The following is a 24,567-nucleotide window of genomic DNA, read 5'->3' as shown; positions in this document are numbered from 1 at the left end:
TGAAAAGCGGCTGCGATCCAATAAACACTGGAGGAAAGAAAAATGGTCGGAGTGAGAGGATTCGAACCTCCGACCCCCTCGTCCCGAACGAGGTGCGCTACCAGGCTGCGCTACACTCCGACTAGAATTTGGATTTCATTTAAATCCATCGGGAACAGCGGGGCAAGCCCGCGCTGCGTGGACGGTCATTTAGCAAAGCTTCTCCGTCCTCGCAAGGACTTTGCCTGTGACCGGCCCACTTTTTTAAAACTGTGAACAATTCCAGCCGGTTCGCGGAGGTTCTGAGAAAATCACCGGTGCTGGGGCAGGGCCTGGAAGGGCCGACCGAGGCAGAAATCAAAGGTGTTTGACGACTGTTTTACCGAGTTGGGGAAAACTATCCTTACCAATCAAAAGAAACGCACTTGGGAGGCTTGCGCTTGTCCGGCGAGATGGGTATACACCCTTCCCACGGCATTGGGGTGTAGCCAAGCGGTAAGGCACCGGTTTTTGGTACCGGCATGCGAAGGTTCGAATCCTTCCACCCCAGCCACTCTTCCTTCCGAAAAACTGAATACGTTTGGTTCTGAGCGACTGAAGATCTCGTCAGCACAGTTGCAATGGCATGTGGTGTGCAATAACCCGGCTTGGCATTCGCATGCGAGAAGTGGACGTTCCGCAGTTGCGGGAATGATGCCCCGTGGAGCCCAACTCTGCCCGTATTCCAGCTCGCTTATGCGACCGATCGTGTGCGGCTGGCGGGTGCCTTGGTCTTCTTCATTGCGTCCAAAGCGGCGGTCAACGGCGCATGCAGCTGGGTGTTCTCGATGTAAAAGGCCACGAAGTCATCTGCCGCCAAGGGGCGGCTGAACAGGTAACCTTGGAAGCTGGTGCAACCAGATTGCGAGAACCAGGCCTTTTCCTCTTCTGTTTCAATGCCTTCAACGACGGTCGCAAAGCCCAAAGACGCGCTGAGGTCAAAAATTGACTTCAAAATGTGCCCATTGATCTCGCCATGGCATGACCGGGTCAAAGACCGGTCGATTTTCACCGTATCTATCGGAAAAGCCTGCATGTACCTGAGAGAGGTGTGTCCCATTCCAAAATCGTCGAGTGCAAACCGGAGACCTACAGCCCTGAGGTTTTCGATCGCCTCAAAGACTTTGTCATCCGGCAAGAGGACCGTGCTCTCGGTAATCTCGAGTTCGACGGTTGAAGGGTCTAGTGCATAGCGCGCGAGTGTCTGTTTCACCACATCTGCAAAATCGTGCTGAAGAACCTGGGACGGCGTTACATTGACAGACATCTTGAAGTCGGCCGCCACAAAACCGGTCCATTCGGCCCGGGTGCGGCACGCCAGATCGAGTATGTGCTCGCCAAGCTGCGGCATGATCTCCATATCTTCCGCCAGTTGGATAATCACCGGTGGAGCGATGTAGCCGTATATCGGATGTTTCCAGCGCAGCAGAGCTTCAACACCGCACACGCTGCCATCGCAGGCGTTGATCTGTGGCTGATACTCCAGGTGAAGACCCTGCCTTTTATCCAGAACGGCTTCCAAATCAATGGCAAGGGCGCGGGCCACCCGGCCGACAACACCGTTCCGTTGCAACAACTTTGTCGGAGTGCTTGGCGTTTCGGTTCCGGTTGAAAACCGCAGCAGGTCAGTTAAAGACTCTCGTATTGTCAGCGTGCTGACGGTGTCGGTCAGGCGGACAAACGGGGCGTAGATGAGGACCGACAGCACGAGGCAGACGGCTTGAACTCCGGCCCCGGAGAAAGAGCCTGTGACGGCATATGCGTTGAGTATCGGCGGCGTCGTCCAGGCGACGCCGTAGCTCGTAAAGGGCATCCACTCCAGGAGCATCGCACCATAAAGAACGCCGGTGTTTACAAGTGGTGCCAGCAGAAAGGGCAGCGCATACAACGGATTGAGGACGATCGGGATGCCGTAAATGATCGGCTCGTTCACGTTGAACAATGCCGGTATCAACGCCAGCAGGGCAAAGCGCTTTACCACGGTCAATTTGCTGAAAACCAGCATGGCGATGATCATGCCAAGCGTTGCGCCGGAGCCGCCGACGTGGACGAGGTCGAACACCTGAGATGTGATGATGTTCGTAGGCGGCAAGCCCGCGGCGACATGTGCAATGTTTTCGTCGGCAGCCGGGATTAGCTGCAAATCCGAAACACCGTTGAGCATGTTCCGGCCGTGTACGCCGAACAGCCAGAGCACCTGTGACAACAGAACATATTTCAGGCCGCCCCAAAGCGAATTGTCGATGTTCCCGACCATGCCGTTCAGTTGTGCCTGAAGCTCGGCGGTCACATGCTCAGACCCGATGGTAAGCAGAACGCCTTTCAGGCCCGCGAACACAATCAGCGTTGTAAGCGCGGCGGGCAGGACGCCATAGATATCGCCAAGCATTGCCTCATTGCTGAGCGCGCGGGTCTGGAAACGGAAGAGGTTCTTTCGGCACATAAAGAGAAACAGGCTTGTGCTTGCAACAGCAACGAACAGGGCCGTGGGCAATCCCTGGCTTATGGAGAGAGAGGCCAGGAGTTGAGAGCTGTCTGCCTGTGCGATCAAGATGAAAAAGCTGGTGAGTGCAACCAGAATTGTGAGAAGCGGGTGCGCAACAGGGCGGCGCTTCTGGCTGTTCACGCTGTTTGTGTAAATGTAGGCGTAGCTCACGATCACGATGAGTGACGCGATGCCGAAGGTCGAGTTAATCACCGCATCCAGCACAACCTCTACATCTTGTCCGAAATGAAAGTTGTGACCGGTGCCTGTTTGAACAAAAGGCGGGTATTTTATCAAAAGGGCGAAGGCGCCGAGCAATATAGCGGGCAAGGTAATGCAAAGGCTGCGTTGCAATGCAGAGAATGCAGAATTGTTTGAGAGTTTCTTGCTGAATAAAAGAGGTGCTGCGCAGAGCCTATTCAACACATCCGGTGTGTCGCTGGCATATTTCCCCATAGCTTCCCTCGATGAACGTGCCCCTCTACTGCAAGAAATGACAGAAGTTTATTAAATTAGACTTATTAATTCTGATGTGATTTTTGATTGAAGAGTGGTGAGTTTAGATACTTTAAATTGAAAATTGCAATCGACTTGTATGGCATGAGATTAATGCATGCATTGGTTTGTTCATTACTTGCTTTCGCCTGAAGCGGAAAATCTGGAAGGGTGTGCAAGCGATCGTTCCGCAGTGCGATGACTAAACCACACCTGAACAGAACGCGGTGTTGAACGGCTCCAGTGTGGAGCGGCATCTGTTTTGGTGGAATGAACTTAACAGGCCGTGCAGCCGACGTTTCACATGCGGCGTCCTACACCGGCACACCGGCGATGTGGGCGATCAGCTCCAGGCTGTTGCGGGCGTTGAACTTTTTCATCAAGCGGGCCCTGTGGACCTCTACCGTGCGGTGGGAGATGTCGAGCGCGCGGGCGATCTCCTTGGACGTCAGGCCCTCGGCCAGCATGGTCGCCACCTGACGCTCGCGCACGCTCATGTCGGCGAGTGGCCGGTCTTCTGAAATATCGGCAAAACTCCAAATGGCCTTGGCAAAGGGGTAATCAGGGTCCAGCGACTGCCCGCGTACCCGGCACCAGAACAGAGCACCGGATTTCCGGCGCATGATCCGCTCGTCCTGATAGGTGCCGCTGCCCAGCATCTTGCTGACCCCGATCTTGCCGATGCGCAAGAACTCTTCCGAAGAGGGATAAAGCACCGACAGGGAGACACCAGTCAGCGCGGCGGTGTCATATTCAAACATCGCCGCAAACCGCGGATTGCATTTCCGGATGGTCCGGTCTTCTGAGTAAACCAGTCCAATCGGCGCATGCTCAAAGGCAAGGGCAGCCAGCTCCTCCATTCGATCTCCATTACGTGTTTTGCCGGAATATCCAGATAAAGCGCGCAAATAGTATCCGGAAGGGAGAAAAGGGAGGCAAGGGCATGAACCCGGCAGAATGGCTGAAACGCACAGCGGCAAAATCACCCGGCGCACCGGCCCTCTTCACTGGTTTGCGCCAGGTGGCCGATTATGCGGCATTTTCGGAGACATCCGGGGCGATTGCACACGCGCTTCAAGGCCGCGGCGTTGCCAAAGGCGACAGGGTGGCGGTCTTCATGGCAAACAGCACAGCCTATCTTGAAGCGCTGTATGGCATTTGGTGGGCCGGCGCGGCTGCTGTGCCGATCAACGCCAAGCTGCACGGACGGGAAGCGGCCTGGATGGTCGAGGATGCAGGCGCAAAACTGGTTTTTTGCGATGGAAAATCCGCAAACGCCCTGTCTGGTCTTTTGTCTGGCGATGCACAGATTGTCATAACCGGCAGCGAGGCCTTTGTCGCCATGCGATCAGAAGCCCCGCTCTCAGAGCCCGTGCCTCTGGATGAGAACGATCTCGCCTGGCTGTTCTACACCTCCGGCACCACAGGACGGCCCAAGGGTGTCATGATCACCTGCGGCAACATCGCCTCGATGACGTACAACTTCTTTGTCGATGTGGACGAGGTCAAGTCGGGCGGGGCCATTCTTTATGCTGCTCCCATGAGCCATGGCGCCGGGCTTTACAACTTCATGCATGTCTTGCGCGGCGCGCGGCACGTCGTACCCGAAAGCGGCGGGTTTGATGCCGAAGAGGTTCTCCGGATCGCGCCGAGCTTAAAATGTGTCAGCATGTTCGCAGCGCCCACCATGGTGCGCCGGATGGTGGACGCCGCCAAGGCCCAGGGGCTCAACGGCATGGGGCTGCGCACCATCGTTTACGCCGGAGGGCCGATGTATGAGGCCGATATTCTGGAGGCGGTGGAGGTGATGGGAACCCGGTTCGTTCAGATCTACGGCCAGGGGGAATGCCCGATGGGGATCACTGCGCTCTCCAGGGCCGATGTGTCCGATCGCAGCCATCCAAGATGGCGGGACCGGCTGAATTCCGTGGGGACGGCGCAATCTTCGGTACGGGTGCGGGTTGTTGATGAAAGCGGCGAAGATCTTGCCGCCGGCGAGGTGGGGGAGATTGTCGTGCGCGGAGCAACGGTGATGAAAGGCTATTGGCAGAACCAGGCCGCGACTGAAGACACCCTTCGAAACGGCTGGCTGTGGACCGGAGACATGGGGCGGCTCGATCCGGACGGCTATCTGACGCTTCAGGACCGCTCAAAGGATGTGATCATTTCCGGCGGAACAAACATCTACCCGAGAGAAGTAGAGGAAGTGCTGCTCAGCCATCCGGCGGTCCATGAGGTCTCCGTAATTGGCCGGGACGATCCGGAATGGGGCGAGATCGTTGTTGCCTTTGTGGTGCGTCTCAACGGGCACAACGTGGAAGCAGCAGAGCTTGATGCCTTGTGCCTGGAGCAGATCGCCCGGTTCAAACGGCCGAAGACCTACCACTTCGTCGAGGCGTTGCCGAAGAACAATTACGGTAAGGTCCTGAAGACCGAATTGAGACAACAGCTGATGGATGGAGGAAACGAAGGTGAGTGATTTGACCGGAAAAACCGCCCTGGTGACCGGGTCTGTTCAAGGCATCGGTTTGGCGATCGCAAAGAGTCTTGCAGGCGCCGGCGCCCGGGTGGGCGTTCATGGTCTTGCGACAGCGGAGCAGGCCGCGGAGGCTGTGGCTGCTGTTGAGGCGGCCGGTGCACCGGAGGCCCGTTTTTTTGATGCCAACATGCGGGATGTGGCGGCCATCGAAGCGATGATGCAGGATGTGTCTGACTGGGGTGGTGCGGACATTCTGGTGAACAATGCCGGTATTCAGAAAACCGCCAGCTACGCCGAGCTCGATGCGGCGACCTGGGAAGCCATCATTGACGTCAATTTGTCCGGCGCCTTTCACACGATGCGAAAGGCGCTGCCCGTCATGGCTGAGAAGGGGTATGGCCGGGTGATCAACATTGCCTCGGTCCATGGCCTCGTCGCATCGGTGAACAAGGCGCCCTATGTCGCCTCGAAGTTCGGCCTGGTCGGCATGAGCAAGGTCGCCGCGCTGGAATATGCCGCCGCCGGCACCAAGGCTAAAGGCGGTGTCACCGTCAACTGCATCGCGCCAGGCTGGACCGAAACGGCGATCATCGAGCCGCAGGTTGCCGCCCGCGCCGCCCTTCATGGCGGCGACCGGGATCTGGGGATTGCCGATCTTCTGGCCGAAAAACAACCGACCCGGCGCACCTCCGATCCATCGGAAATCGGTGCCTTGGCGCTGTGGCTGTGTCATCCGGTTGCCCACAATGTCACCGGCACGACCATCCCGGTCGACGGCGGCTGGACGGCGCAATAGACGGGGACCTCAGGCAGTCTCAAATCTTTTGCGATTTGGTCCTGCGCTGTTGAAGTTGTTTGTGCTGTTGAGAGTCTGCGGCAGTGCCTTGAACGGCCGCTTGCGGCACTGACCTCAACGGGTTTCTTTCATAGGTGACAACCTTATGGCGACTCATCCATAACACTCAAGCGTTGCGTTTAGGGCACAATGCACCGGGCGCGGCGGTTGTCGATTGCTGCCGGGCGGGTGTCTTGATGGCTCTGAAAGCTGCCGTTTGGATTTCGGTCTGTCCGTTCGTTAGCAGTGTGCAGTATGGGTAGTTGTGAGATGGTCAATGACGGTGACAAAAGCGGGGCGGTACCGGATACACCGGAGCTGAAACCAGAGGCGATTTGGCCTTGGCTAATCGCGGTCGCGGTTTTTGCCGGACTGGGGACCATAGGCCTAACCCTATGGGTGTACTTAACGAATGAAGATACATCCAAAGCGGCCGAGCTTATCCGCACCTTCGGCCCGCTGTTTGTGGGGGCGGGTGCGGCCGTGACGTTTATGACCGTTATCTGGCGTGGTGCTATTATCAATCGACAAGCGGCCGAACAGAAACGGCAGAATGATAGCCAAGACCAAGTCGAACTAGGTTTGCTCTTAGACAAAGCGTCTGAGTATCTAGCCGATGACAAGGCCGGGCGCAGAGATGTTGGTTTGGCAATGATCGAAACCGTGATCATGGCTGAAAACTCAAAATACGCGGTTCCCGCGTTGGACATCCTGTTAAGCCATTACGTGCTTTTGGTAAGGACAGACAGCCGCCTCAGGCGGGTCGCAGATCGAATTATCACCGCAGCGGCCCTGCTTGGACGCTCAGGTACGGCTGGCCAAGAGTTCGATTTTTCCGATTCCGAGGGAAAGATATTTGAAGACCACTATCTCTCGATACCGCCGGGCTTCCCGCCTTCGTTTATCAAAAATTGCAAGATCTACTGGCGTAGTGTCGTCGCGCACATGAAAGAGTACGATGAAATAGACCTCAATCTGGGCTTTGAAAAGTGCCTAATAGGAACGGGTCTGGGAAGTGAGCGGACCGAAGACAAACTTAGAATTCTGCACCGGTATTACGATTGTTATCTCCGAAACTGTAATATCGTTGAAGTCGACGGATATCTAAGAAAATGCCACTTCCTTGGTTGCGATTTTTCGGGTGCAACTATTCGCGCCGCAAACCTCAGTCAAATGGAAATTGCCCAGGGCAATTGTTGGTATAGCGAAGGCCAAGAGCCACGTTTCATCGAGCTAGATGAAGAGCAACAAGATCAGGTTGAAGGCCGAGATCATTTTTGGGCAAACACCTATTGCGTAGCACGCGGCTAATCACCCCTTCATTTCCGCAGTCCCGCTGGTGTTGTAAGCCTCCGCGTCGGCGTCGAACGCGTGGACAGCGTGCGTGATGATCCAAGACCCGGCCAGCTCTGGTGACACCTCCGGAAAGCTCATCACCACCTGCTCCAAGACATCCGGATCGCCGCACTTGCAGGAGAAATCAAAGCGGCGTTCGGCGCAGAAGTTCCTGGTCCTTCGAGCTTACGCGAAAAACGCACACAGCAGGCACACGCACAGTTGATCGCTTTGGAGCCCGCCGGCCTTGACCTGGCATGAGGTTATCTCGATCTATCCCCCACGAACGACCAACAGACTTATGGATCCCGGGTTACCATGTCTCCCGCCAACATCAGCTTTGTGCGCCTGACATCAATTTCCCTTGTGGAGTTGACCGCGCATATGAACGACCCGCGTCTTGCAGCGCATATGCCGCTTCTGACAAAGGCTTGGGATGACGAAACGGCTGCTCAGTTCATCGCAGCCAAAGAAGCCTGCTGGCAGCGCGATGGCCTGGGGCATTGGGCATTTCTCAATCATGGCCGGTATGCCGGCTGGGGCGGCTTTCAGAAAGAGGGAGACGAATGGGACTTCGGTCTTGTTCTGAAGCCCGACTGCTTCGGCCTCGGGATCGCCATTACCCGAAAGGCACTTGCCTTCGCCCGGGCCGATGACCGGATCCCGTTCGTGACCTTTCTTTTGCCGCCGTCCCGAAAGAAACTTGGGGCTCTCAAGCGAATGGGGGCACGTTTCATCGGCGATGTCGACTATGGCGGCGAGATCTTCGGCAAATACCAATTGGCGACAGACTTAAGCGCCTGACTTTTGCGCTGGTGGCCTGTTTCCGGATGCCGGGCGGGATGTGAGTTGCCCCTTGTGCTCTTGCCTTCAGAATGGTTCAACTCAAAAGCAACGTGGGCTTAAGCAACAACCTGAAAGGCATCTATGGATCCGTCCGGCGAACGGTTCTCAAGCGCAAGTGCTGACCTTGAAACGTTGGTCGCGCTTTTAAAGACGCACGACATTTTTGCCTCCATGGAGCAGCAGCACCTGCGTAACATTGCAGCTGCCTGTCCGATTGAAGAAGCCGCCGCCGGGACGGTTCTGTTTCGCCAGGGCGACCCCGGGTCTTTTGCCTATCTTCTGGTGTCCGGTGAATTGTCGGTGGATGTCGACACGCCGCATGGCGACGTCACCCTGGCGGTGCTGAATGCACCGGACATGGTTGGTGAGATTTCCGTCTTCGCCCGCAAACCCCGGACCGCGACTGTCCGTACACGCAGTGCGGCGCAGCTTTTGAGATTGGACAGGGACGTCGTCCGGGGGCTGCTGATTGATCATCCGGACGCCATCTTGACCATCATCGGCGCTCTTGGAAGCCGCCTTCAGGGGATGAACGGTGCGATAGCGACCTTGACCCAGGCCGCAGAAGCGCTCAGCAACGACGCGTTTCAACCCGGCATGCTGGAAACCTTGAAGGCGGAGGCTGGCCGGTTCGGGCAGTTCGCCCATGTCTTCGACAAGATGGCGGGCGAGATCCGGGAAAAAAGCGCGCAACGCGAAGAAATGCGCATGGCGGCCAAGGTGCAGGGCTCCTTTCTGCCGTCTGGCATCGACCCGGGCGCATTTGGAGAAACATTCGACATCGCCGCATCCATGATCCCGGCAAAAGACGTTGGCGGGGATTTTTATGACTACTTCATGGTCGGAGACGGCAAGCTTGGCTTTGCCATTGGCGATGTCTGCGGGAAGGGCATGCCGGCTGCCATGTTCATGAGCGTCTCGCGGATGATCCTGAAAACGCTTGCCCGGGAAGGGCATCCACCAGGCACCGTGATCAGCCGCTTGAACGATGTGCTTGCCGACGACAATCCGGAATGCATGTTCGTGACGCTGTTTTACGGATGCCTTGATCTGGAAACCGGCATGTTGTCCTATTCCAGTGCCGGACACGAAGACGTTTATTGGCTCGGCTATTGCGGGAACTGTGAGCGGGTCGAAAGCCTCGGACCGATTGCGGGTGTTTTTGAAAACACGGACTATCCAACCCGAACGCGCCAGATCGCGCCCGGAGACGGTGTACTGCTCGTGACCGATGGAGTGACCGAAGCCCTAGATCCGAACGGAAATCTATATGGCCATGACCGGCTGAAACGCTTTCTCGAAACCTCCAAGAGTGCCAACGCAACCGAGTGGATCGAGATGTTGAATGCCGAAGTCTCAGGTTTTGCCGCGGAAGCAGCGCAGTCGGACGACATCACCTGTCTCGCGATGATCTTTCAAGGATCTGAATCTGGGTGATCGTTAAGTGGGGAGCGCGTGCGACTGCTTGCGCTCCGGTCAGCGCCGCTTGCCGAAGGCCGGTTTGCCGGAGCCAGCCGGACGCGCGCGCCGGACGGGCTGCTGCTGGGCGCGTTTGGCATCATCCATCATATGCTGACGGGTGAAGAAATTGTCCGGGCTGTCGTGCAGGAGATCAATTTCGGACTTTAGCGCTTCTTCTGACGTTTTGAGAGATTGGGCCCGCTGTGCGCCGACGATGCGTTTTTCGCTGATGAACTGAACACCCATCTTAAGTCCGTCTTCCCAGCGCTTTTCGCAAGTGACCTCGAAGTTCTCCAGGTCAATCTGCAGCTCGAATTGTGGCGGCGCCATAAAGGCGGTCTCGAACTGCAACATCGCCCCGCCATCGGAGAGATTGCGCACGATGCAGGGGAAGGATCTCAGGCCGCCTTGGAAAATGATCTTGCCTTTTTTCAAGACACGCGTCCGCCGCGGGCGGTCGTCTGCCGTCCGGGTTTCCTGGCCGCTCACTGGCGCCTGTTCCTGTTTGTCTTCGGACATGACTGTTTGAACCGGTACTTCAAGGATCACATGCACATCGCCGATCATACTATTAATGAATGCTTTCCAATCGGTGAATCAGCCGAATGCTGCCAAGAGGATTGCACTGAAGCCGCGGAAATCCCCTGGAGCCCCACCGCTGAAAAAAGAGACAGATTTTATTATTGGCCGGAATCGTGGAATGCCATTCCTTGAATTGATTACCGCCCGTTCTCTATCTCTAACGCATCACAAACGGGCATGAATTGAAAAGTTTCAATGAGTTGTCCGGCGCGGCTTGCAAGGTTGAGCACGTCCGAAATGGAGGATTGATCCACTCCATTTCGTGTGTCGGCCAGTTTAATGGCATTTCCGGAAAATCGTCTGGACTGAGCCATCAGACAGAGTCACGGTAAACCGGTTTTTGGGAAAACAACGGTTATGAACATAATGTCGGCAGATCTGACGCCAGAACGCCTGAGCAATTTGCGGCGGTTGGAGGCTGAGAGCATCCACATCATCCGGGAGGTTGCGGCGGAGTTTTCCAACCCGGTGATGCTCTATTCCATCGGCAAGGACAGTGGCGTGATGCTGCACCTGGCGATGAAGGCGTTTTATCCGTCGAAACCGCCGTTTCCGCTGCTTCACGTGGACACCACCTGGAAGTTCCGCGACATGATCACTTTCCGGGACGAGACGGCCAAGCAGCTGGGTCTGGAGCTTCTGGTGCACACGAACCAGGAAGGCGTGGAGAAGGGCATCAACCCGTTCGATCACGGCTCTTCGGTACACACGCACATCATGAAGACCGAGGCGCTCAAACAGGCGCTCGACAAATATGGGTTCGACGCAGCCTTTGGCGGTGCGCGGCGCGATGAGGAAAAGTCCCGTGCCAAGGAACGGGTGTTCTCCTTCCGCAATTCCTCCCACGGCTGGGATCCGAAGAACCAGCGACCCGAGCTCTGGAACTTGTACAATGCCCGGGTTGCCAAGGGCGAGAGCATTCGGGCGTTTCCACTCTCCAACTGGACCGAGCTCGACATCTGGCAGTACATCCTGACGGAAAACATCCCGATGGTGCCGCTCTACCTGGCCGCCAAGCGCCCCGTCGTTGAACGCGACGGCATGCTGATCATGGTCGACGATGAGCGGATGACCTTGCAGCCCGGCGAGGTTGTTCAGGAAAAGATGATCCGCTTCCGCACCCTCGGCTGTTACCCGCTGACGGGCGCCATTGAATCGGATGCTACGACCTTGCCCGACATCGTCAAGGAAATGCTGATTGCCCGCACGTCCGAGCGCCAGGGCCGCCTGATCGACAAGGACGAAAGCGCCTCGATGGAAAAGAAAAAGCGTGAGGGGTATTTCTGATGAGCGTTCTTGAAGACACCCTGACCAGTTCCGAAGCTGTTGCCGCCTATGTGGCTGCCCAGGAGCAAAAGGACCAGCTGCGGTTCCTGACCTGCGGCTCTGTGGATGACGGCAAGTCGACCCTGATTGGCCGTCTGCTCTATGACACCAAGCTGATCTTCGAGGATCAGCTGGCAGCTCTTGAGCGGGATTCGAAGAAACACGGCACGGTCGGCGAGGACATTGATCTGGCGCTTCTGGTCGACGGACTGGAAGCAGAACGCGAGCAGGGCATCACGATTGATGTGGCCTACCGCTTCTTTGCCACCGACAAGCGCAAGTTCATCGTCGCCGACACACCGGGTCACGAGCAATACACCCGCAATATGGCGACCGGCGCCTCGACCGCCGATCTGGCTGTGCTGCTGGTCGACGCCCGCCATGGCCTGCAGGTTCAGACCCGCCGCCATGCCTTCATTGCCTCGCTGCTCGGCATCCGCCACGTGGTGCTGGCGGTCAACAAGATCGACTTGGTGGGCTATTCGCAAGAGCGTTTTGACGAAATCCGGAAGGACTTTGAAACCTTCGCCAGCGGCTTTGACTTTGAAAGCCTGGTGGCGATCCCGATGTCCGCCCGCTTTGGCGACAATGTTACGGCCAAGGGCGGGAACATGGACTGGTTCACCGGTCCAACGCTCCTGGAGCATCTGGAGACGATCGAGGTGGGCGAGCATGAGCTGGAAGCCCCGTTCCGCTTCCCCGTGCAATGGGTCAACCGGCCGAACCTCGACTTCCGCGGCTATTCGGGAACGATCGCCAGCGGCCGGGTGGCCGTCGGGGACGAGATCGTTGTGGCAGGCCCTGCCAAAACCAGCACCATCAAGCAGATCATCGCGCCGACCGGCGAGGTGGATGAGGCCCGCGCGGGCGAAGCCGTCACACTGACCCTTCAGGACGAGATCGACATCTCGCGCGGCGATCTTTTGGCAACACCGTCGGCCCGTCCGGATGTAGCGGATCAAATGGCCGCGCACCTAATCTGGATGTCGGAAGACGCGCTTCTGCCAGGCCGCTCGTATCTCCTGAAGATCGGCGCGAAGACGGTCAATGCGACGGTTACGGAGATCAAGCACAAGATCAACGTCAACACGTTCGAGCATGTGGCCGGCAAGACGCTGGATCTGAATGAGATCGCTTTCTGCAACTTAAGCCTTTCCTCTGACGTTGCCTTTGACCCGTACGAGGCCAACCGGACCACGGGGTCGTTCATCCTGATCGACCGGATGACCAACCAGACGGTTGGAGCGGGCATGGTGTGGTTCGCGCTGCGCCGGGCAACCAACATCCACTGGCAGGCGCTCGACGTCGACCGCAAGGCGCGGGCCAGCACGTTGGGTCAGCAGCCGGCGGTGTTGTGGTTCACTGGGCTCTCGGGCTCCGGCAAGTCGACCATTGCCTCGCTGGTTGAAAAGCGCCTGCATGCGGAAGGCCGGCACACCTACACGCTTGACGGCGACAACGTGCGCCACGGGCTCAACCGGGATCTCGGCTTTACCGATGCCGACCGGGTGGAGAACATCCGCCGGGTGGGCGAGGTTGCCAAGCTCATGGCCGACGCCGGGCTGATCACGCTGGTCTCCTTCATATCGCCGTTCCGTTCCGAGCGGCGGATGGCACGAGATCTGATGGGCGAGGGCGAGTTCATCGAGGTGTTTGTCGACACGCCGATCGAGGAGTGCAAAAAACGCGATCCGAAGGGGCTTTATGCCAAGGCGGAAGCGGGAGAGATCAAGAACTTCACCGGCATCGACAGCCCCTATGAAGCCCCGGAGAACCCGGAAATCCGCATCCACAACGTCGGACGCCCGGCGGAAGAGGTGGCGGATGAGATCGTTGCGTATTTGAGGGCGCGCGGGTTCCTGAGTGTTCTTGGGATGGATGGTGACGGGATTTAGAGCGGCGTTACTCACCGCTCTGTCAATCACCATAGGCCCCGGATCACGTCCGGGGCGGCGCGGAGAAATACAGCGCTTTATTTAATGCCGTCCCGGACTTGATCCGGGACCGGCCTCCCCACAAAAAAAACTCCGCTGTCCCGGCCACCGAGCCGGGACCTTCAATTCATTTAAAAACTGCCGACGACCATCAAGCCGGGACCAGCATCTTAATTGAAATTAGCCGATGGCCACGGGTGGCTGACACACGTCCACCCACTCGGCGCTCGTGATCTCGGCCATCCGGTCTGGCGCAATGCGGACAGCTGCATTGGTCGCGCCTGCGGCTGGAATGACAACGTCAAACGCTTTCAGCGAGACATCGCAGTAAACCTTCAGCGGTGAGGGCAGGCCGAACGGGCAGACGCCGCCGACTGGATGGCTTGTGATCTCGACCACTTCCTCGGCGCTCAGCATCTTCGCTTTGCCGCCGAAGGCCGCCTTGGCCTTTTTGTTGTCCAGCCGCGCATCGCCGCGGGCAACCAGCAAGAACACCTCATCCTTGACCCTGAACGAGAGCGTTTTTGCGATCTGACCCGGCTCTACGCCATGCGCAGCTGCCGCCAGATCAACTGTCGCACTGCTGTCCTCCGTGACCAAAACCTCAAGATCCGTGGCGGCCTCAGCCAAATGGGCACGGACAGATTCAAGTGACATGCGAAGCCTTTCTCAAGAAGATGCGAAAATACAAACGAAGATCAAAACTTTCCAATGTTGACATCTGTCCTACATTGTCTGTGTGTAAAGCTTCCAATCTTGTGGAGATTGTAAACAAAACGTTCACTATGTTTCCATAATTTGGACAGCGTCCTGTGGGAAGAAGGTTATCGTGACTGGTGGTTGTTATCCCGTGGCTATTAAGTGCCGGATGACTCTGAACAAATAGGATAAGCAAATGGCAAAAGCCATGCCTGCTGCAACTGAAGAGCGTAGCCGCCGACAAGGTCCTGGCGCCGCACGCGGGCCTAATTCAGCCAGCGCGCCGGATGGCGTAGGCTTTCTTATTGTCAAGAACGGTCTCTTTTGGGGCTCGATCGCCCTCTCTGGTGCCGTTCTTTACGGTGCAGCCTCGATTTTTTTCTAACCGCAGCGCTGGACGGCGGCATCGCTAAATATTTTTGGACAGACAACGGTCTGCTGTGTGGCGTGTCGCCAGTGTAATCCCGATTTTCCGAGCTTTTTTATCGGCGGACAGTCAGGTCCGCATCGAGCCGGTTCAACCCAAAATGATGATCCGGGCAGAACGTCTCCGGCAGGGAGATGCGCGGCGTGCCCCTGGTGATCTCGGTGATCAGCGCTTCGGCGATCAAGTGCGCTATTCCATAGGAAATCTTGAAGCCACCTGTGGCCGCAAAGGTCCGCGCCCGGCCGGGCAGGGCGCCGACCAACGGGTCGCGCTTGTTGCATCGTGGCCGGATGCCGGCCCATTCGGTCAGCACCTCACGCCCGTTTAAAGACGGACAGAAGGCAGTGGCTCGCCGGATCAGATCTGCCGAGCGGTCCGGGTCGACCTCGGTATCCTGCGTAGTCCGGTCTGACGTGCTGCCAATTGCGACGGTGCCATCGTCATGCGGAACCACATAGAGCCCGTCGCAATAGATCGCCGGCCGGTTTTCAAGACCGCGACCGTCCATCAAGAGGGCCTGTCCCTTTTCCCCCCGGCCGATTGCCTCACCTGTGAGGGTTTCGATGAGATCAAAAGCACCATGCCCTCCCGCAATGATGAAATTCCTAGCATTGATCGTCTGCCCATCGCTCAATTGGACCGTATCCTTTGCCTCATCGAACCCGGAGACCCCTGTTTCTTGCAATAAGAGGCCCTGTTTTGACACGAGACTTGCCAATGCTTGTAAGTAAAGCCGTGGAGCAACCCGGGCTGCCAGCGTTTCAAAGACAATGCCGTAAGGGGCGGCGTCCGCGCTCAGCCAATCCGAACGGCTGCCCTGCGGTTCAACAACATAGGAAAAACCGGTTTCCTCCGGATGCCAGCGCTGCTTGCTCTCCTCGGCACGCTCCAGATGGTGGTCCAGTTTGTCCTGTGTTGTCAGCGGCAGGATCCGGCCCAGGCGCTTGTAGCCGCAGGTGACGCCAGAGAGCTGTTCCAGTTCTGCGATATGGCCGGAAAGGCTTGAGAGCGCCTGAAACTGGAACTCTTTCTTCGGGTTCCAGCGGGCTGGCATGTGCGGCATCAATGCGCCAAGCAATCCGCCGCTGGCCCCCGCGCCAACATGGCGGGCTTCCACGACAGCAACCTTCAAGCCAGCCCTGAGCCCTGCATAGGCTATCGACAGGCCGAAAATACCGGCACCGGCAATTGCCAGGTCATATCGCTCAGAAGTGCTTGCCACGTTGGTCCCCGCGCTTGATCGGCTCTCTGGGCTCCCGTATGAGGAGCTGAGAATTAGAGGCTTGGTTTAGTGGCGTGACGGACGAAGAGCAAAGAAAAATCGCTGCGGCGTTTGGCCCGCCGGATCTAGAGTGGCTGGACGGGGATGTGCCGCGCGCCGAGGGGTTTGGGGATACCTATTTCTCAAAAGCTGGCGGGCTTGACGAGACCCGGCATGTTTTCTTGTCCGGCAACGGCCTGCCTGAACGTTTTGAGGGGCGCGAGAGCTTCACCATTGCCGAGTTCGGTTTTGGCACCGGTCTCAACTTCCTTGCGGCGGTTCAAGCGCTGGAAAGGGTTGCAAATCCGCCGGAACTGACGTTCATCTCGTTTGAACTTCATCCCATGACCAGCGAACAACTCCGCAGGGCGCTGGCCGCATTTCCCGAGTTGACCGATTGGGCAGAAAAACTGACAGCGATTTGGTCTCCGCAGCCGGGCTGGAACATCCTGCAGCTGGGGCGAGCGAGGTTGGTGCTTGGCGTGGGGGATGCCCGCGTGTTGATCGCGGAGCTTCAAAACGTGCCCCAAGCGGTCAAACAAGCTGGCTTCGATGCCTTGCAAATCGATGCCTGGTTTTTGGATGGGTTCAGTCCGGCTAAAAACCCGGAGCTCTGGGACAAAACGCTTCTTGAGGCTGCGGCAAACCTCACCGCCCAAGATGGGACGCTCGCGACCTACACGTCTGCGGGATGGGTGCGCCGGAACCTGCAAGCAGCGGGTTTCGAGATTGAAAAGGTCAAAGGTTACGCCGGTAAGCGCGAAATGGTGATCGGCAAAAAGGCGGCGTTGCGCACCTGAATCCGATTAACTGCCGGTGAGCGCCCGCGGCATGGCTGACTGGGTCAATCGGTGCTCGATCCAATTGCTGTGCCAATCCAAAACGTCGTCTGCGGGCATTGGACGGGCAAAAGCATACCCTTGTGCATACCGGCAGCCATAGCTGTGCAACAATTCTGCATGTGCAGGCGTCTCGACGCCCTCTGCCAAAACGTCGATGTTGTACACCCGGCCCAGGGAAATAATGAGTTTGAGCAATTCCTGATCCTGGGCATTGTTCAGGCTGTCATGCACAAAGCCCTGATCGATCTTCAAGGTATCAATAGGCAACTGTTTCAGGTAAGCGAGTGAAGAGTAGCCGGTCCCAAAGTCGTCCAGCGCAAAGCGGACTGACGAGAGGCGGCAATTTCGGATGATCTTTGAAACACGCTCAATGTCACTGAGGGCATCAGTTTCCAAAAGTTCGATTTCGAGCTGACACGGTTCGGCAGCCGGATGCTTCTGAAGATGTTTGTTCAGTGTTTCTTCGAAATCGCTCGAGGTGAGCTGGAGGGCGCTCACATTGACACTGACGGTCGTGTCGAGACCGACTTCATTCCACCGCTCAATCTGTTCAAGGGCATTGTCCAACACCCAGTTGCCAAGCTCGATGGCCACATCAGGGTGCCGTTCGATTGGCGGCAGGAACGCGCCTGGCATCAAAAGACCCTTTTCGGGATGTTGCCAGCGTATCAGCGCTTCGTAGCCAATGACTTCCTTCGTGGCGAGCCGGATTTTTGGTTGATAGTGCAGGCGGAAAGCATCGGTTTTAAGGGCCTTTTTGGCATCCGCCACCTGAGCATAATACTCGGTGAGCCTGCGGTCCTGTTCCGGATCGAAGAACTTATACTGGTTCCTGCCGGAGATTTTCGCTTCATACATTGCCTGATCGGCTTGCCGCTCCAGCTGGTCGCCGTCAATCTCTTCCGTTTGCGGGTAGAAGGTGACGCCGATGCTGGCGGAAACGGATGCTGTTGCCGCGCCGAGCTTGAACTCCTTGGACGCAGCATCAAGGATCCGGTTCAGCGTGCTGACGCAGCTCTTCTCATCCGGCAGATCGGTGATGATGGCAACAAATTCATCGCCCCCAATGCGCGCCAGCGTATCCTCCGTCCGCAACACTTTGGTGAGACGGTGGGCGACCGAGACCAGCAACTCGTCGCCGGCAGCGTGGCCATAAGTGTCGTTGACGGCCTTGAAGCCGTCGAGATCAATAAAGGCGATGGCAAGGGTATGCCCATGCCGGCGCGCGCGCGCCATGGCCTGTTGCATATTGTCTGCCAGAAGGACACGGTTTGGGAGGCCGGTCAAGCGGTCATAGCGCGCCAGGTGTTCCAACTGGCGTTCGTGGGCCTTCATTTTTGTAATGTCGACGAACAGGCCGATGTAATTGGTGGTCTTGCCGCTTTCATCTTCGATTGCGCTGATGGTCAGGCGTTCTGCAAAGACGTCGCCGTCTTTCCGTTTGTTCCAGATCTCGCCCTGCCAAACGCCGTCTTTCCGGAGCTTGGACCACATCGTCTGATAGAAGTCCGCGTCATGCTTGCCAGAACTGAGAATGCTCGGGTTGTTGCCCAGGATTTCGTCCCGTTCATAGCCGGTAATGTCAGTAAAGGCCTCGTTGACGTCGACAATCGCGCCATTGATGTCGGTGATGATGATGCCTTCATCTGAGTGCGTGAAGACGTTCGCCGCCAGCTTCAGGGCATTCTCGGCCTTCTTTTGCTCGGTGATGTTCTGCGCAACGGCATAGATCAGCTGCCGGTCGACATCTGACCGCGCGGACCAACGCAAGTGTTTCGCGCCACCGCCCACACAGACATATCTGTTTTCAAACCCGTCAATGCCGTCTCCCACCAGAAGTGCTGAAAACGCGGCTTCGGTCATTGCCCGGTCCTCGGGATGCACAAATTCGATAAAGGAGCGTTCAGCAAATTCCTTTAGCTCGTAACCCAGAAAGTCTTCCCAGGAATCATTGAGGCGCAGTATTCTACCTTTGAAATCCACAATCAGATTGAGGGACTGTGACTGGTTGAAGAACGTCTCTAGGTCCCGTTGGCTGCGTTTGCGCTCTTCGACTTCTTCTGACAGTTCGCGCGTCCGGTTGCGGACCCTGGTTTCAAGAGTTTCGTTCAGATTGATGAGCTGGAGTTTTGAAAGGCGAAGCTGGTTGTTGAAACTGCTCAAGGTGAAATAGCGCCACACAAGGAAAGCAACGGTCAATATGACCAGAATGGCCAGCATTCCGCCGAATACCCGCTTCGTTGTCCAAAAGGGATCAGGCGCGCCGTACCATCTTTTGTAGATTTTTTTGTAGTCAGGCGAATTCACAAAGGATGCGACTGCAGCACTGAACAAGACATGCAGATCAGAGCGGTCGTTTCGAAAGCGCAGCCCGCGTGGAATCTCTTTCAACGCCGTCCCGGTGATGCGGATTTGGTCTTCGACGCCGATGTTCCGCGCAAGGGCTTGAAACACTGTGTCAGGGTAGACAACGGCATCCACAGCGCCGGAGAGCAGGCCCAGGAGAGCTTTCTCACCGGTCGGGTAGATCTCAAGCTCTACGTCCCTGCGGTCGCGCAGAAGAAACAATCCAACATTCCGCTCCACCACGCCAACCTTCTTCTGGTGCAATGCACTGATCAGGGTTGGAACAACATCCCCCTCGCGGATAAAGGCCACGATCCGGAAGGTTTCGACGGGAGGGGTGAACAGGTTGTTGGACTTGCGCTCGGACACAATGCCACTGTTCGGGATGAGATCGGCTTCGCCCGCTTCGAGCAGTTGGATGGCTTCGACGAAGTTTGGAGCAACCTTGTATCGAACTGTCAGATTTAGCTCTTTGGCAAGATGGTTCAAAACGTCGATTGCAAATCCGGTTGGATTGCCATCCTCGTCCAGACTGTATTGCGGCGGCCAGTTGGCCGGGACGGCTGCAATAATTTCGGTGCTGGTTGTCTGCGCGCCGAGATGGCCTTTACCCGGAGGCGCGGCTTCCGTAACGGTTGAAAACACCAGAGCGCCGGCAAAAGCCAAAAGAAGGAACAGCACTCTCATATGTTCGATTGCCCCACCGTTGCACCCGTCGCCCGAAGGCCGCCGCTAGAAAGATATAGCGGGCGTTCTGTCACATGGGTCAGCATGTTTGAAGCAAACGAGTGGTCCATGTTCCGACTTCTGCAAAGGCTATATTTGAACAAGTGAATATTCGGATAAAATACTCACATATATGTAGAAATACGATCGAAATACTTTGTTGAATTGCTTTGCTTGATCCGTATTTTTGTCAGTATTTGGGATTGTCCGCTGCCGATGCGGCCGGTAGGCTTGCTCGCGGATTGTTCGTTGCCTTTCTGAACACTCCCGAGTTTGGCAGGTGTCACTGCCAATGATAGGTCTGAACGGCACAGCAGCCAGGGAGATGTTTATGGCGTTTTCACTTCAGGTTCTTTATCCGATCCGTCCGGACACGACCTTTGATTTTGCGTATTACGCAGAAAAGCATATGGCGCTTGTGGCCGAGCATATGGGGCCGCATGCCAGCCAGGTTCAGGCGACAAAAGGCATGGCAGGCGGACCGGATGCGCCGCCAGAGTTCTATGCGATCGCGACCATGGTGTTTGAGACCAAAGGTCAACTGGAGGCCGCCCTCGCAGCGGCAGGGCCGGTGACGGCGGACATCCCGAACTACACGAACACCCGGCCGCAATTGCTGATCGGTGAAGTGATCGGCTGATTGCCGACTATTTGCCCATTTCCGGAACCGGTGTGATTGCCGCACCGGTTTCGAACCAGCTCTTGATATTGTCGGCCACCAGCATCGCCATTGCATTGCGGGTGGCCTGACTGGCCGAGCCCACATGCGGCAACACGGTGACTTTCGGCAGCGCCAGCAAGGCTTCCGGCACGTTCGGCTCGTCTTCAAACACATCAAGCCCGGCGCCGTAAATCGTGCTGTCTTTCAGCGCCTTTATCAGGGCCGCCTCGTCAATCACCGACCCGCGGCCGACATTGATCACGACCCCATCCGAACCAAGGGCGTTCAGCACTTCGGCATTGACCGCGTGATGGGTCGACGGGCCACCCGGGGCGACCACCATCAGCGTGTCGCAGGCCTCTGCAAGGCCCGTCAAAGTGGCGTGGTACGGATAAGTGACGCCGTCCTGTTTTGTGCGGCCGTGATAATGGACGTCCAGACCGAAGGCTTCGGCCCGTTTGGCGATCGCCTTGCCGATCCGGCCGAGCCCGAAGATGCCGAGCGTGCGGCCGCGCAAGGTCGCTGCGGTGGTCGGATACGGCTTTTTTGCCGCCCAATGTCCGTCGCGCACCCACTGTTCGGCCTGACCGAGTTCGCGGATTGCCATGATCATCAGGCCGATGGCGGTATCCGCCACTTCTTCGTTCAAGACATCCGGCGTGTGTGTGACCATAACCTTGGCCGCAAGGCAGGCGGGCACATCGATGTGATCATAGCCAACGCCAAAGCCCGCAACGATTTCAAGGTTCGGCAGCTGATCCAGAAGCGCCTGATTGAACGGCCCGAAACCGAGCGCAACCCCGCGCACTTTCGAACCGACCTCGGCTAGAACCTTCTCCCGGTCCTCCGCTTCATGGAGCTTGTGCACGGTAAAGCGCTTTTGAAGCTCTTCTTCTGCGATCGGCAGCAGGCGGTAAGGCATCAGGATGTCGGGCTTGGTCATGATGGAATCCGGACTGGGGCAGGGGCATTAAGCGGTCTTTGTTAGAAGAATTCTTCTCCGCCGTCGAGCCCGGTTCAGGCCGGACGCCGCCCCTTGGCTTTCGTTTTTTGACCGGAAAACTTCGGCATTTCGACACAGCTTTGGGCAAATTGCCGCCAAACCATTTTCTGCATTCACCCGGCCGGGTTTAGGCGCTATCTACAGCGCAATAAGGAGAGGCCGCATATGTCAAAGACGGGCATCATGATTTGCGGGCACGGCAGCCGCGCCAAAATTGCCGAAGAAGAATTCGCACTCCTCGCCAAGGGCTTGCGGGACCGCTATCCGAATATGCCGGTGGAATACGGCTTTCTGGAATACTCCGCGCCGAACATTCATATGGGCCTTGATTCCCTGCGGGATCAGGGCGTGACGCATATTCTGGCCGTGCCGGGCATGCTGTTTGCCGCGACCCACGCCAAGAACGACATCCCGTCGGTGCTTACCACCTATCAGGAAAAGAACCCGGGCCTCACCGTCAGCTATGGCCGCGAGCTCGGCCTGCACCCGCAGATGATCGCGGCCTTCGAAGCGCGGATCCTTGAAGCGCTGGGCCTGACCCATGTCCATGATGGCGATCTCTACGACACCATGCTGGTGGTCGTCGGCCGCGGCACCTCCGATACGCTGGCCAATGCGGAAGCGGCCCGTCTGACCCGGATCGTCACTGAAAACCTCGGCTTCGGCTGGTCGGAGACCGTCTATTCCGGCGTCACCTTCCCGTCGGTCGGCCGCGGGCTCGAGATGGCCCTGAAGCTCGGCTACAAGAAGATCGTGGTTGCGCCGTATTTCCTGTTCTCAGGCCGCCTGATCGACCGGATCTACAACTATGTGGACAAGGTCGCGGAAACCGAGCCGGACGTCACCTTCTATAAGGCGCATTACCTTGCAGATCAGGCCCATGTGATCGACACCTTTGTAGAGCGGATCACCGAAGCTGCCGAAGGCTCCCTCGTTGAAACCACCGACCTCATGGCGTCCTTCAAGGAGCGTCTTGCGCGCGGAGAGGTCGAGGTCCATCACCACCACGCCGAATACCGTGATCCTATGGATGACGAGGCCGGTGCCAGCGATCACGATCACGGCCATAGCCATGATCACGGGCACCACCACCACCATGATCACAGTCACGGCCATGGCCATCATCATCATCATCATGGGCATGGACATGATCACGGCCATGGCCACAGCCACGGCGTCTACAAGCACATTGCCCACCCGAACGGCCCCCGCACCATGATCGATCAGGGCGTCTGCTGCTGCTTCATGGGCCAGTTCCCGCAAGAGGTGATCGACGAGGAGCGCGAGTTGCGCAAGGGACTTGGCATCGCGCCGACCGTCCCCGAAAAACTCCCCGCCTGCGCCCCGAAGCGCTGATCTCAGAACAATGAAAAGACCACGGATCCAGAACCACATTTATCGTGGTTCTGGATCCTGTTGAGAATAAAAATCGTGATCTCCTGCGAAAGCAGATTACCTTAACAAGCAAAACCAAATTTGCTAAACTCATAGATGATACATCTAAGGTGTTGCTCTTATGGTTGTGTTGAGGGGTGTGATGATAGTTCGATTTACTCTCGCGTTTATGCTTCTGATTTTCGCAGGAATCGGAAACGCCCATTCCCACAGTTGTCCGTCCACGCATTACAAGTGTGGAAACAGCTGTTGCTCTCATTAGGAGGGGTTTCTGTGCGGGCAAAATGGTTGTTGGGACTTGTATTCCTTGTGGTTGGGGGCATTTTCTATCACACGGCAACAAACGTTTCCCGTGGTGACATCGTTGCCTACAATCAGTTGACGCGGCCTATTCATCTCGATGCGATAAAGCCTGGCGATATTCTCTCCATATCGCATGACAATGATGCGCCTGAAGTACTGTGCAATCTTGAAGACGCAGACCGTTTGGTGGACCCGGCGGCGGAAGCCCGGGTTTATTTCAACAGTCTGGGGAATATTCTGCCGCCCTTCGATCAGCTCATTGCGAGTGTGGCGGGGCAGGTCGAGACGCTCTCTGATCTGTACAGGGGCGGCGAGAGTGGGGACGAGGTTTACGGAATCGCATTTAAGGGCAGCGTCCGGAAACTAAGGCCGCCAACGGATGCCGGGCTTCCGTCAACATGCGACTGCAAGATGGCTGAGAAGATCCGTCTCGGGCAAAAGGTATGTATGGTCAATAAGGTGCTGACGGAGGACGGCGGAACTTGGCAGGCAGTGGGGTTGGCGAAATACGCCAATATAGTCCCACGTCAGCAATTCGAGGCCTGCGATGTTTCCATGGGCACAGTGCCGCTCGATTACTTCTCCAATCCTCCAAAGTGCCACGATTTCGAACTTTATGACTGGGACGTCAAAACCCGCGCCTGGCTTAAGTTGATCGAAGTCGAAAGAATAGCGCAGAACTGACGCTGTTTAGCGAGTTCTTCAGCCAACCGCACTTGAGGCGGGACGTAATCGCATGGCGATCGGCTGCAGCCACTCTGCGTCTTGTGCGAACTCTCTCAGGGCGAATGTAATCCAGACATGGGCTCCGCTTCGTCCGGGAAGGCACAAAAAAGTGGATCATTTGTCACCTCCCCTCCGTGCTGGCAACATCTAGGACTTGAGGAGCCTGCATCGGATCCGATCCGTGGCATACTGTTCTGCTTCCACTCGATCAGCCGTGCTTTGGGGCAAGGTCACGGCATGGATTGCCGTCCGACCGAGAATGGCGCAGGCGTTTCAAGCCTGGCAATGATGGGGTGCCGAAGTTGCAAGCGGAAAACTGCGCGACGACGGGCATCACATTGCCAGCATCTCCCCCATTGCCCCTGAAAGCCCTTTCGCGTAA

Annotated in this window: 19 protein-coding genes and 2 tRNA genes; 12 read left to right on the top strand and 9 right to left on the bottom strand. The window is 57.0% G+C overall.

What is annotated here, in order from left to right:
• Positions 1-43: 43 nt before the first annotated feature.
• A tRNA-Pro gene (locus ACVDG4_RS07435) sits at positions 44-120 on the bottom strand.
• Between the two features lie 337 nt (positions 121-457).
• Here ACVDG4_RS07435 and ACVDG4_RS07430 point away from each other — a divergent pair.
• A tRNA-Gln gene (locus tag ACVDG4_RS07430) sits at positions 458-532 on the top strand.
• Between the two features lie 180 nt (positions 533-712).
• Here ACVDG4_RS07430 and ACVDG4_RS07425 read toward each other — a convergent pair.
• On the bottom strand, positions 713-2,959 hold the full coding sequence (locus ACVDG4_RS07425) for an EAL domain-containing protein (RefSeq protein ID WP_447234559.1): 2,247 nt from the start codon (positions 2,957-2,959) through the stop codon (positions 713-715).
• 353 nt (positions 2,960-3,312) lie between these two features.
• On the bottom strand, positions 3,313-3,858 hold the full coding sequence (locus ACVDG4_RS07420; protein ID WP_447234558.1) for a LuxR C-terminal-related transcriptional regulator: 546 nt from the start codon (positions 3,856-3,858) through the stop codon (positions 3,313-3,315).
• Between the two features lie 83 nt (positions 3,859-3,941).
• Here ACVDG4_RS07420 and ACVDG4_RS07415 point away from each other — a divergent pair, with 83 nt between their 5' ends.
• The 3 genes from ACVDG4_RS07415 to ACVDG4_RS07405 all read left to right on the top strand — a co-directional run bounded on the left by ACVDG4_RS07415 (position 3,942) and on the right by ACVDG4_RS07405 (position 7,623).
• Positions 3,942-5,477 (top strand): class I adenylate-forming enzyme family protein, encoded by a 1,536-nt coding sequence (locus tag ACVDG4_RS07415; protein ID WP_447234557.1) that lies wholly within the window; start codon positions 3,942-3,944, stop codon positions 5,475-5,477.
• A complete protein-coding gene (locus ACVDG4_RS07410; protein ID WP_447234556.1) occupies positions 5,470-6,273 on the top strand; it encodes an SDR family NAD(P)-dependent oxidoreductase in 804 nt (267 codons plus the stop codon). The genes ACVDG4_RS07415 and ACVDG4_RS07410 overlap by 8 nt, the downstream gene beginning before the upstream one ends.
• Positions 6,274-6,582: 309 nt before the next feature.
• Positions 6,583-7,623, top strand: coding sequence for a pentapeptide repeat-containing protein (locus ACVDG4_RS07405; RefSeq protein ID WP_447234555.1), 1,041 nt, complete (start codon positions 6,583-6,585; stop codon positions 7,621-7,623).
• Here ACVDG4_RS07405 and ACVDG4_RS07400 read toward each other — a convergent pair whose 3' ends face one another.
• Positions 7,624-7,746 carry a hypothetical protein gene (locus ACVDG4_RS07400; RefSeq protein WP_447234554.1) on the bottom strand — a complete coding sequence of 41 codons (123 nt, stop codon included), beginning with the start codon at positions 7,744-7,746 and terminating at the stop codon, positions 7,624-7,626.
• 219 nt (positions 7,747-7,965) lie between these two features.
• On the opposite strand from ACVDG4_RS07400, the gene ACVDG4_RS07395 reads away from it, so the two are divergent.
• Complete coding sequence (locus ACVDG4_RS07395; protein WP_447234553.1) at positions 7,966-8,451, top strand: GNAT family N-acetyltransferase; 486 nt, start codon at positions 7,966-7,968, stop codon at positions 8,449-8,451.
• Between the two features lie 123 nt (positions 8,452-8,574).
• The gene (locus tag ACVDG4_RS07390) at positions 8,575-9,930 is read left to right on the top strand and encodes a PP2C family protein-serine/threonine phosphatase (RefSeq protein WP_447234552.1); all 1,356 of its coding nucleotides are present in this window, start codon (positions 8,575-8,577) and stop codon (positions 9,928-9,930) included.
• Between the two features lie 39 nt (positions 9,931-9,969).
• On the opposite strand, the gene ACVDG4_RS07385 is transcribed toward ACVDG4_RS07390, so the two are convergent.
• A complete protein-coding gene (locus ACVDG4_RS07385) occupies positions 9,970-10,521 on the bottom strand; it encodes a PilZ domain-containing protein (RefSeq protein WP_286182942.1) in 552 nt (183 codons plus the stop codon).
• A gap of 381 nt (positions 10,522-10,902) precedes the next feature.
• On the opposite strand from ACVDG4_RS07385, the gene cysD reads away from it, so the two are divergent.
• Entirely contained in the window at positions 10,903-11,823 is a 921-nt protein-coding gene (cysD, locus tag ACVDG4_RS07380; RefSeq protein WP_209177807.1) for a sulfate adenylyltransferase subunit CysD, read from the top strand.
• On the top strand, positions 11,823-13,757 hold the full coding sequence (cysN, locus tag ACVDG4_RS07375) for a sulfate adenylyltransferase subunit CysN (protein WP_447234551.1): 1,935 nt from the start codon (positions 11,823-11,825) through the stop codon (positions 13,755-13,757). Before cysD ends, cysN begins: the two co-directional genes overlap by 1 nt.
• Before the next feature lie 219 nt (positions 13,758-13,976).
• Here the strand turns inward: cysN and ACVDG4_RS07370 are convergent, their stop codons facing one another.
• Positions 13,977-14,453, bottom strand: a complete 477-nt coding sequence (locus ACVDG4_RS07370) for a YbaK/EbsC family protein (protein WP_447234550.1) — start codon at positions 14,451-14,453, stop codon at positions 13,977-13,979.
• A gap of 524 nt (positions 14,454-14,977) precedes the next feature.
• On the bottom strand, positions 14,978-16,144 hold the full coding sequence (locus ACVDG4_RS07365; RefSeq protein WP_447234549.1) for an NAD(P)/FAD-dependent oxidoreductase: 1,167 nt from the start codon (positions 16,142-16,144) through the stop codon (positions 14,978-14,980).
• A 74-nt stretch (positions 16,145-16,218) separates the two neighbouring features.
• Between ACVDG4_RS07365 and mnmC2 the strand changes: the two genes are divergently transcribed.
• Positions 16,219-16,983: a tRNA (5-methylaminomethyl-2-thiouridine)(34)-methyltransferase MnmC2 gene (mnmC2, locus tag ACVDG4_RS07360; RefSeq protein WP_447234548.1), complete on the top strand. Its 765-nt coding sequence runs from the start codon at positions 16,219-16,221 to the stop codon at positions 16,981-16,983.
• Between the two features lie 6 nt (positions 16,984-16,989).
• Here the strand turns inward: mnmC2 and ACVDG4_RS07355 are convergent, their stop codons facing one another.
• The gene (locus ACVDG4_RS07355; protein WP_447234547.1) at positions 16,990-20,058 is read right to left on the bottom strand and encodes an EAL domain-containing protein; all 3,069 of its coding nucleotides are present in this window, start codon (positions 20,056-20,058) and stop codon (positions 16,990-16,992) included.
• 370 nt (positions 20,059-20,428) lie between these two features.
• Between ACVDG4_RS07355 and ACVDG4_RS07350 the strand changes: the two genes are divergently transcribed.
• On the top strand, positions 20,429-20,737 hold the full coding sequence (locus tag ACVDG4_RS07350) for an EthD family reductase (RefSeq protein ID WP_447234546.1): 309 nt from the start codon (positions 20,429-20,431) through the stop codon (positions 20,735-20,737).
• A gap of 7 nt (positions 20,738-20,744) precedes the next feature.
• Here the strand turns inward: ACVDG4_RS07350 and ACVDG4_RS07345 are convergent, their stop codons facing one another.
• A complete protein-coding gene (locus ACVDG4_RS07345) occupies positions 20,745-21,701 on the bottom strand; it encodes a 2-hydroxyacid dehydrogenase (protein WP_447234545.1) in 957 nt (318 codons plus the stop codon).
• Between the two features lie 225 nt (positions 21,702-21,926).
• On the opposite strand from ACVDG4_RS07345, the gene ACVDG4_RS07340 reads away from it, so the two are divergent.
• Both ACVDG4_RS07340 and ACVDG4_RS07335 read left to right on the top strand, forming a co-directional pair.
• On the top strand, positions 21,927-23,117 hold the full coding sequence (locus ACVDG4_RS07340; protein WP_447234544.1) for a sirohydrochlorin chelatase: 1,191 nt from the start codon (positions 21,927-21,929) through the stop codon (positions 23,115-23,117).
• 312 nt (positions 23,118-23,429) lie between these two features.
• Positions 23,430-24,143 (top strand): hypothetical protein, encoded by a 714-nt coding sequence (locus ACVDG4_RS07335; protein WP_447234543.1) that lies wholly within the window; start codon positions 23,430-23,432, stop codon positions 24,141-24,143.
• Positions 24,144-24,567 lie beyond the last annotated feature (424 nt).

The sequence above is a fragment of the Roseibium sp. MB-4 genome, assembly GCF_053005265.1.
This window is presented reverse-complemented; position numbering and strand designations above follow the sequence as displayed.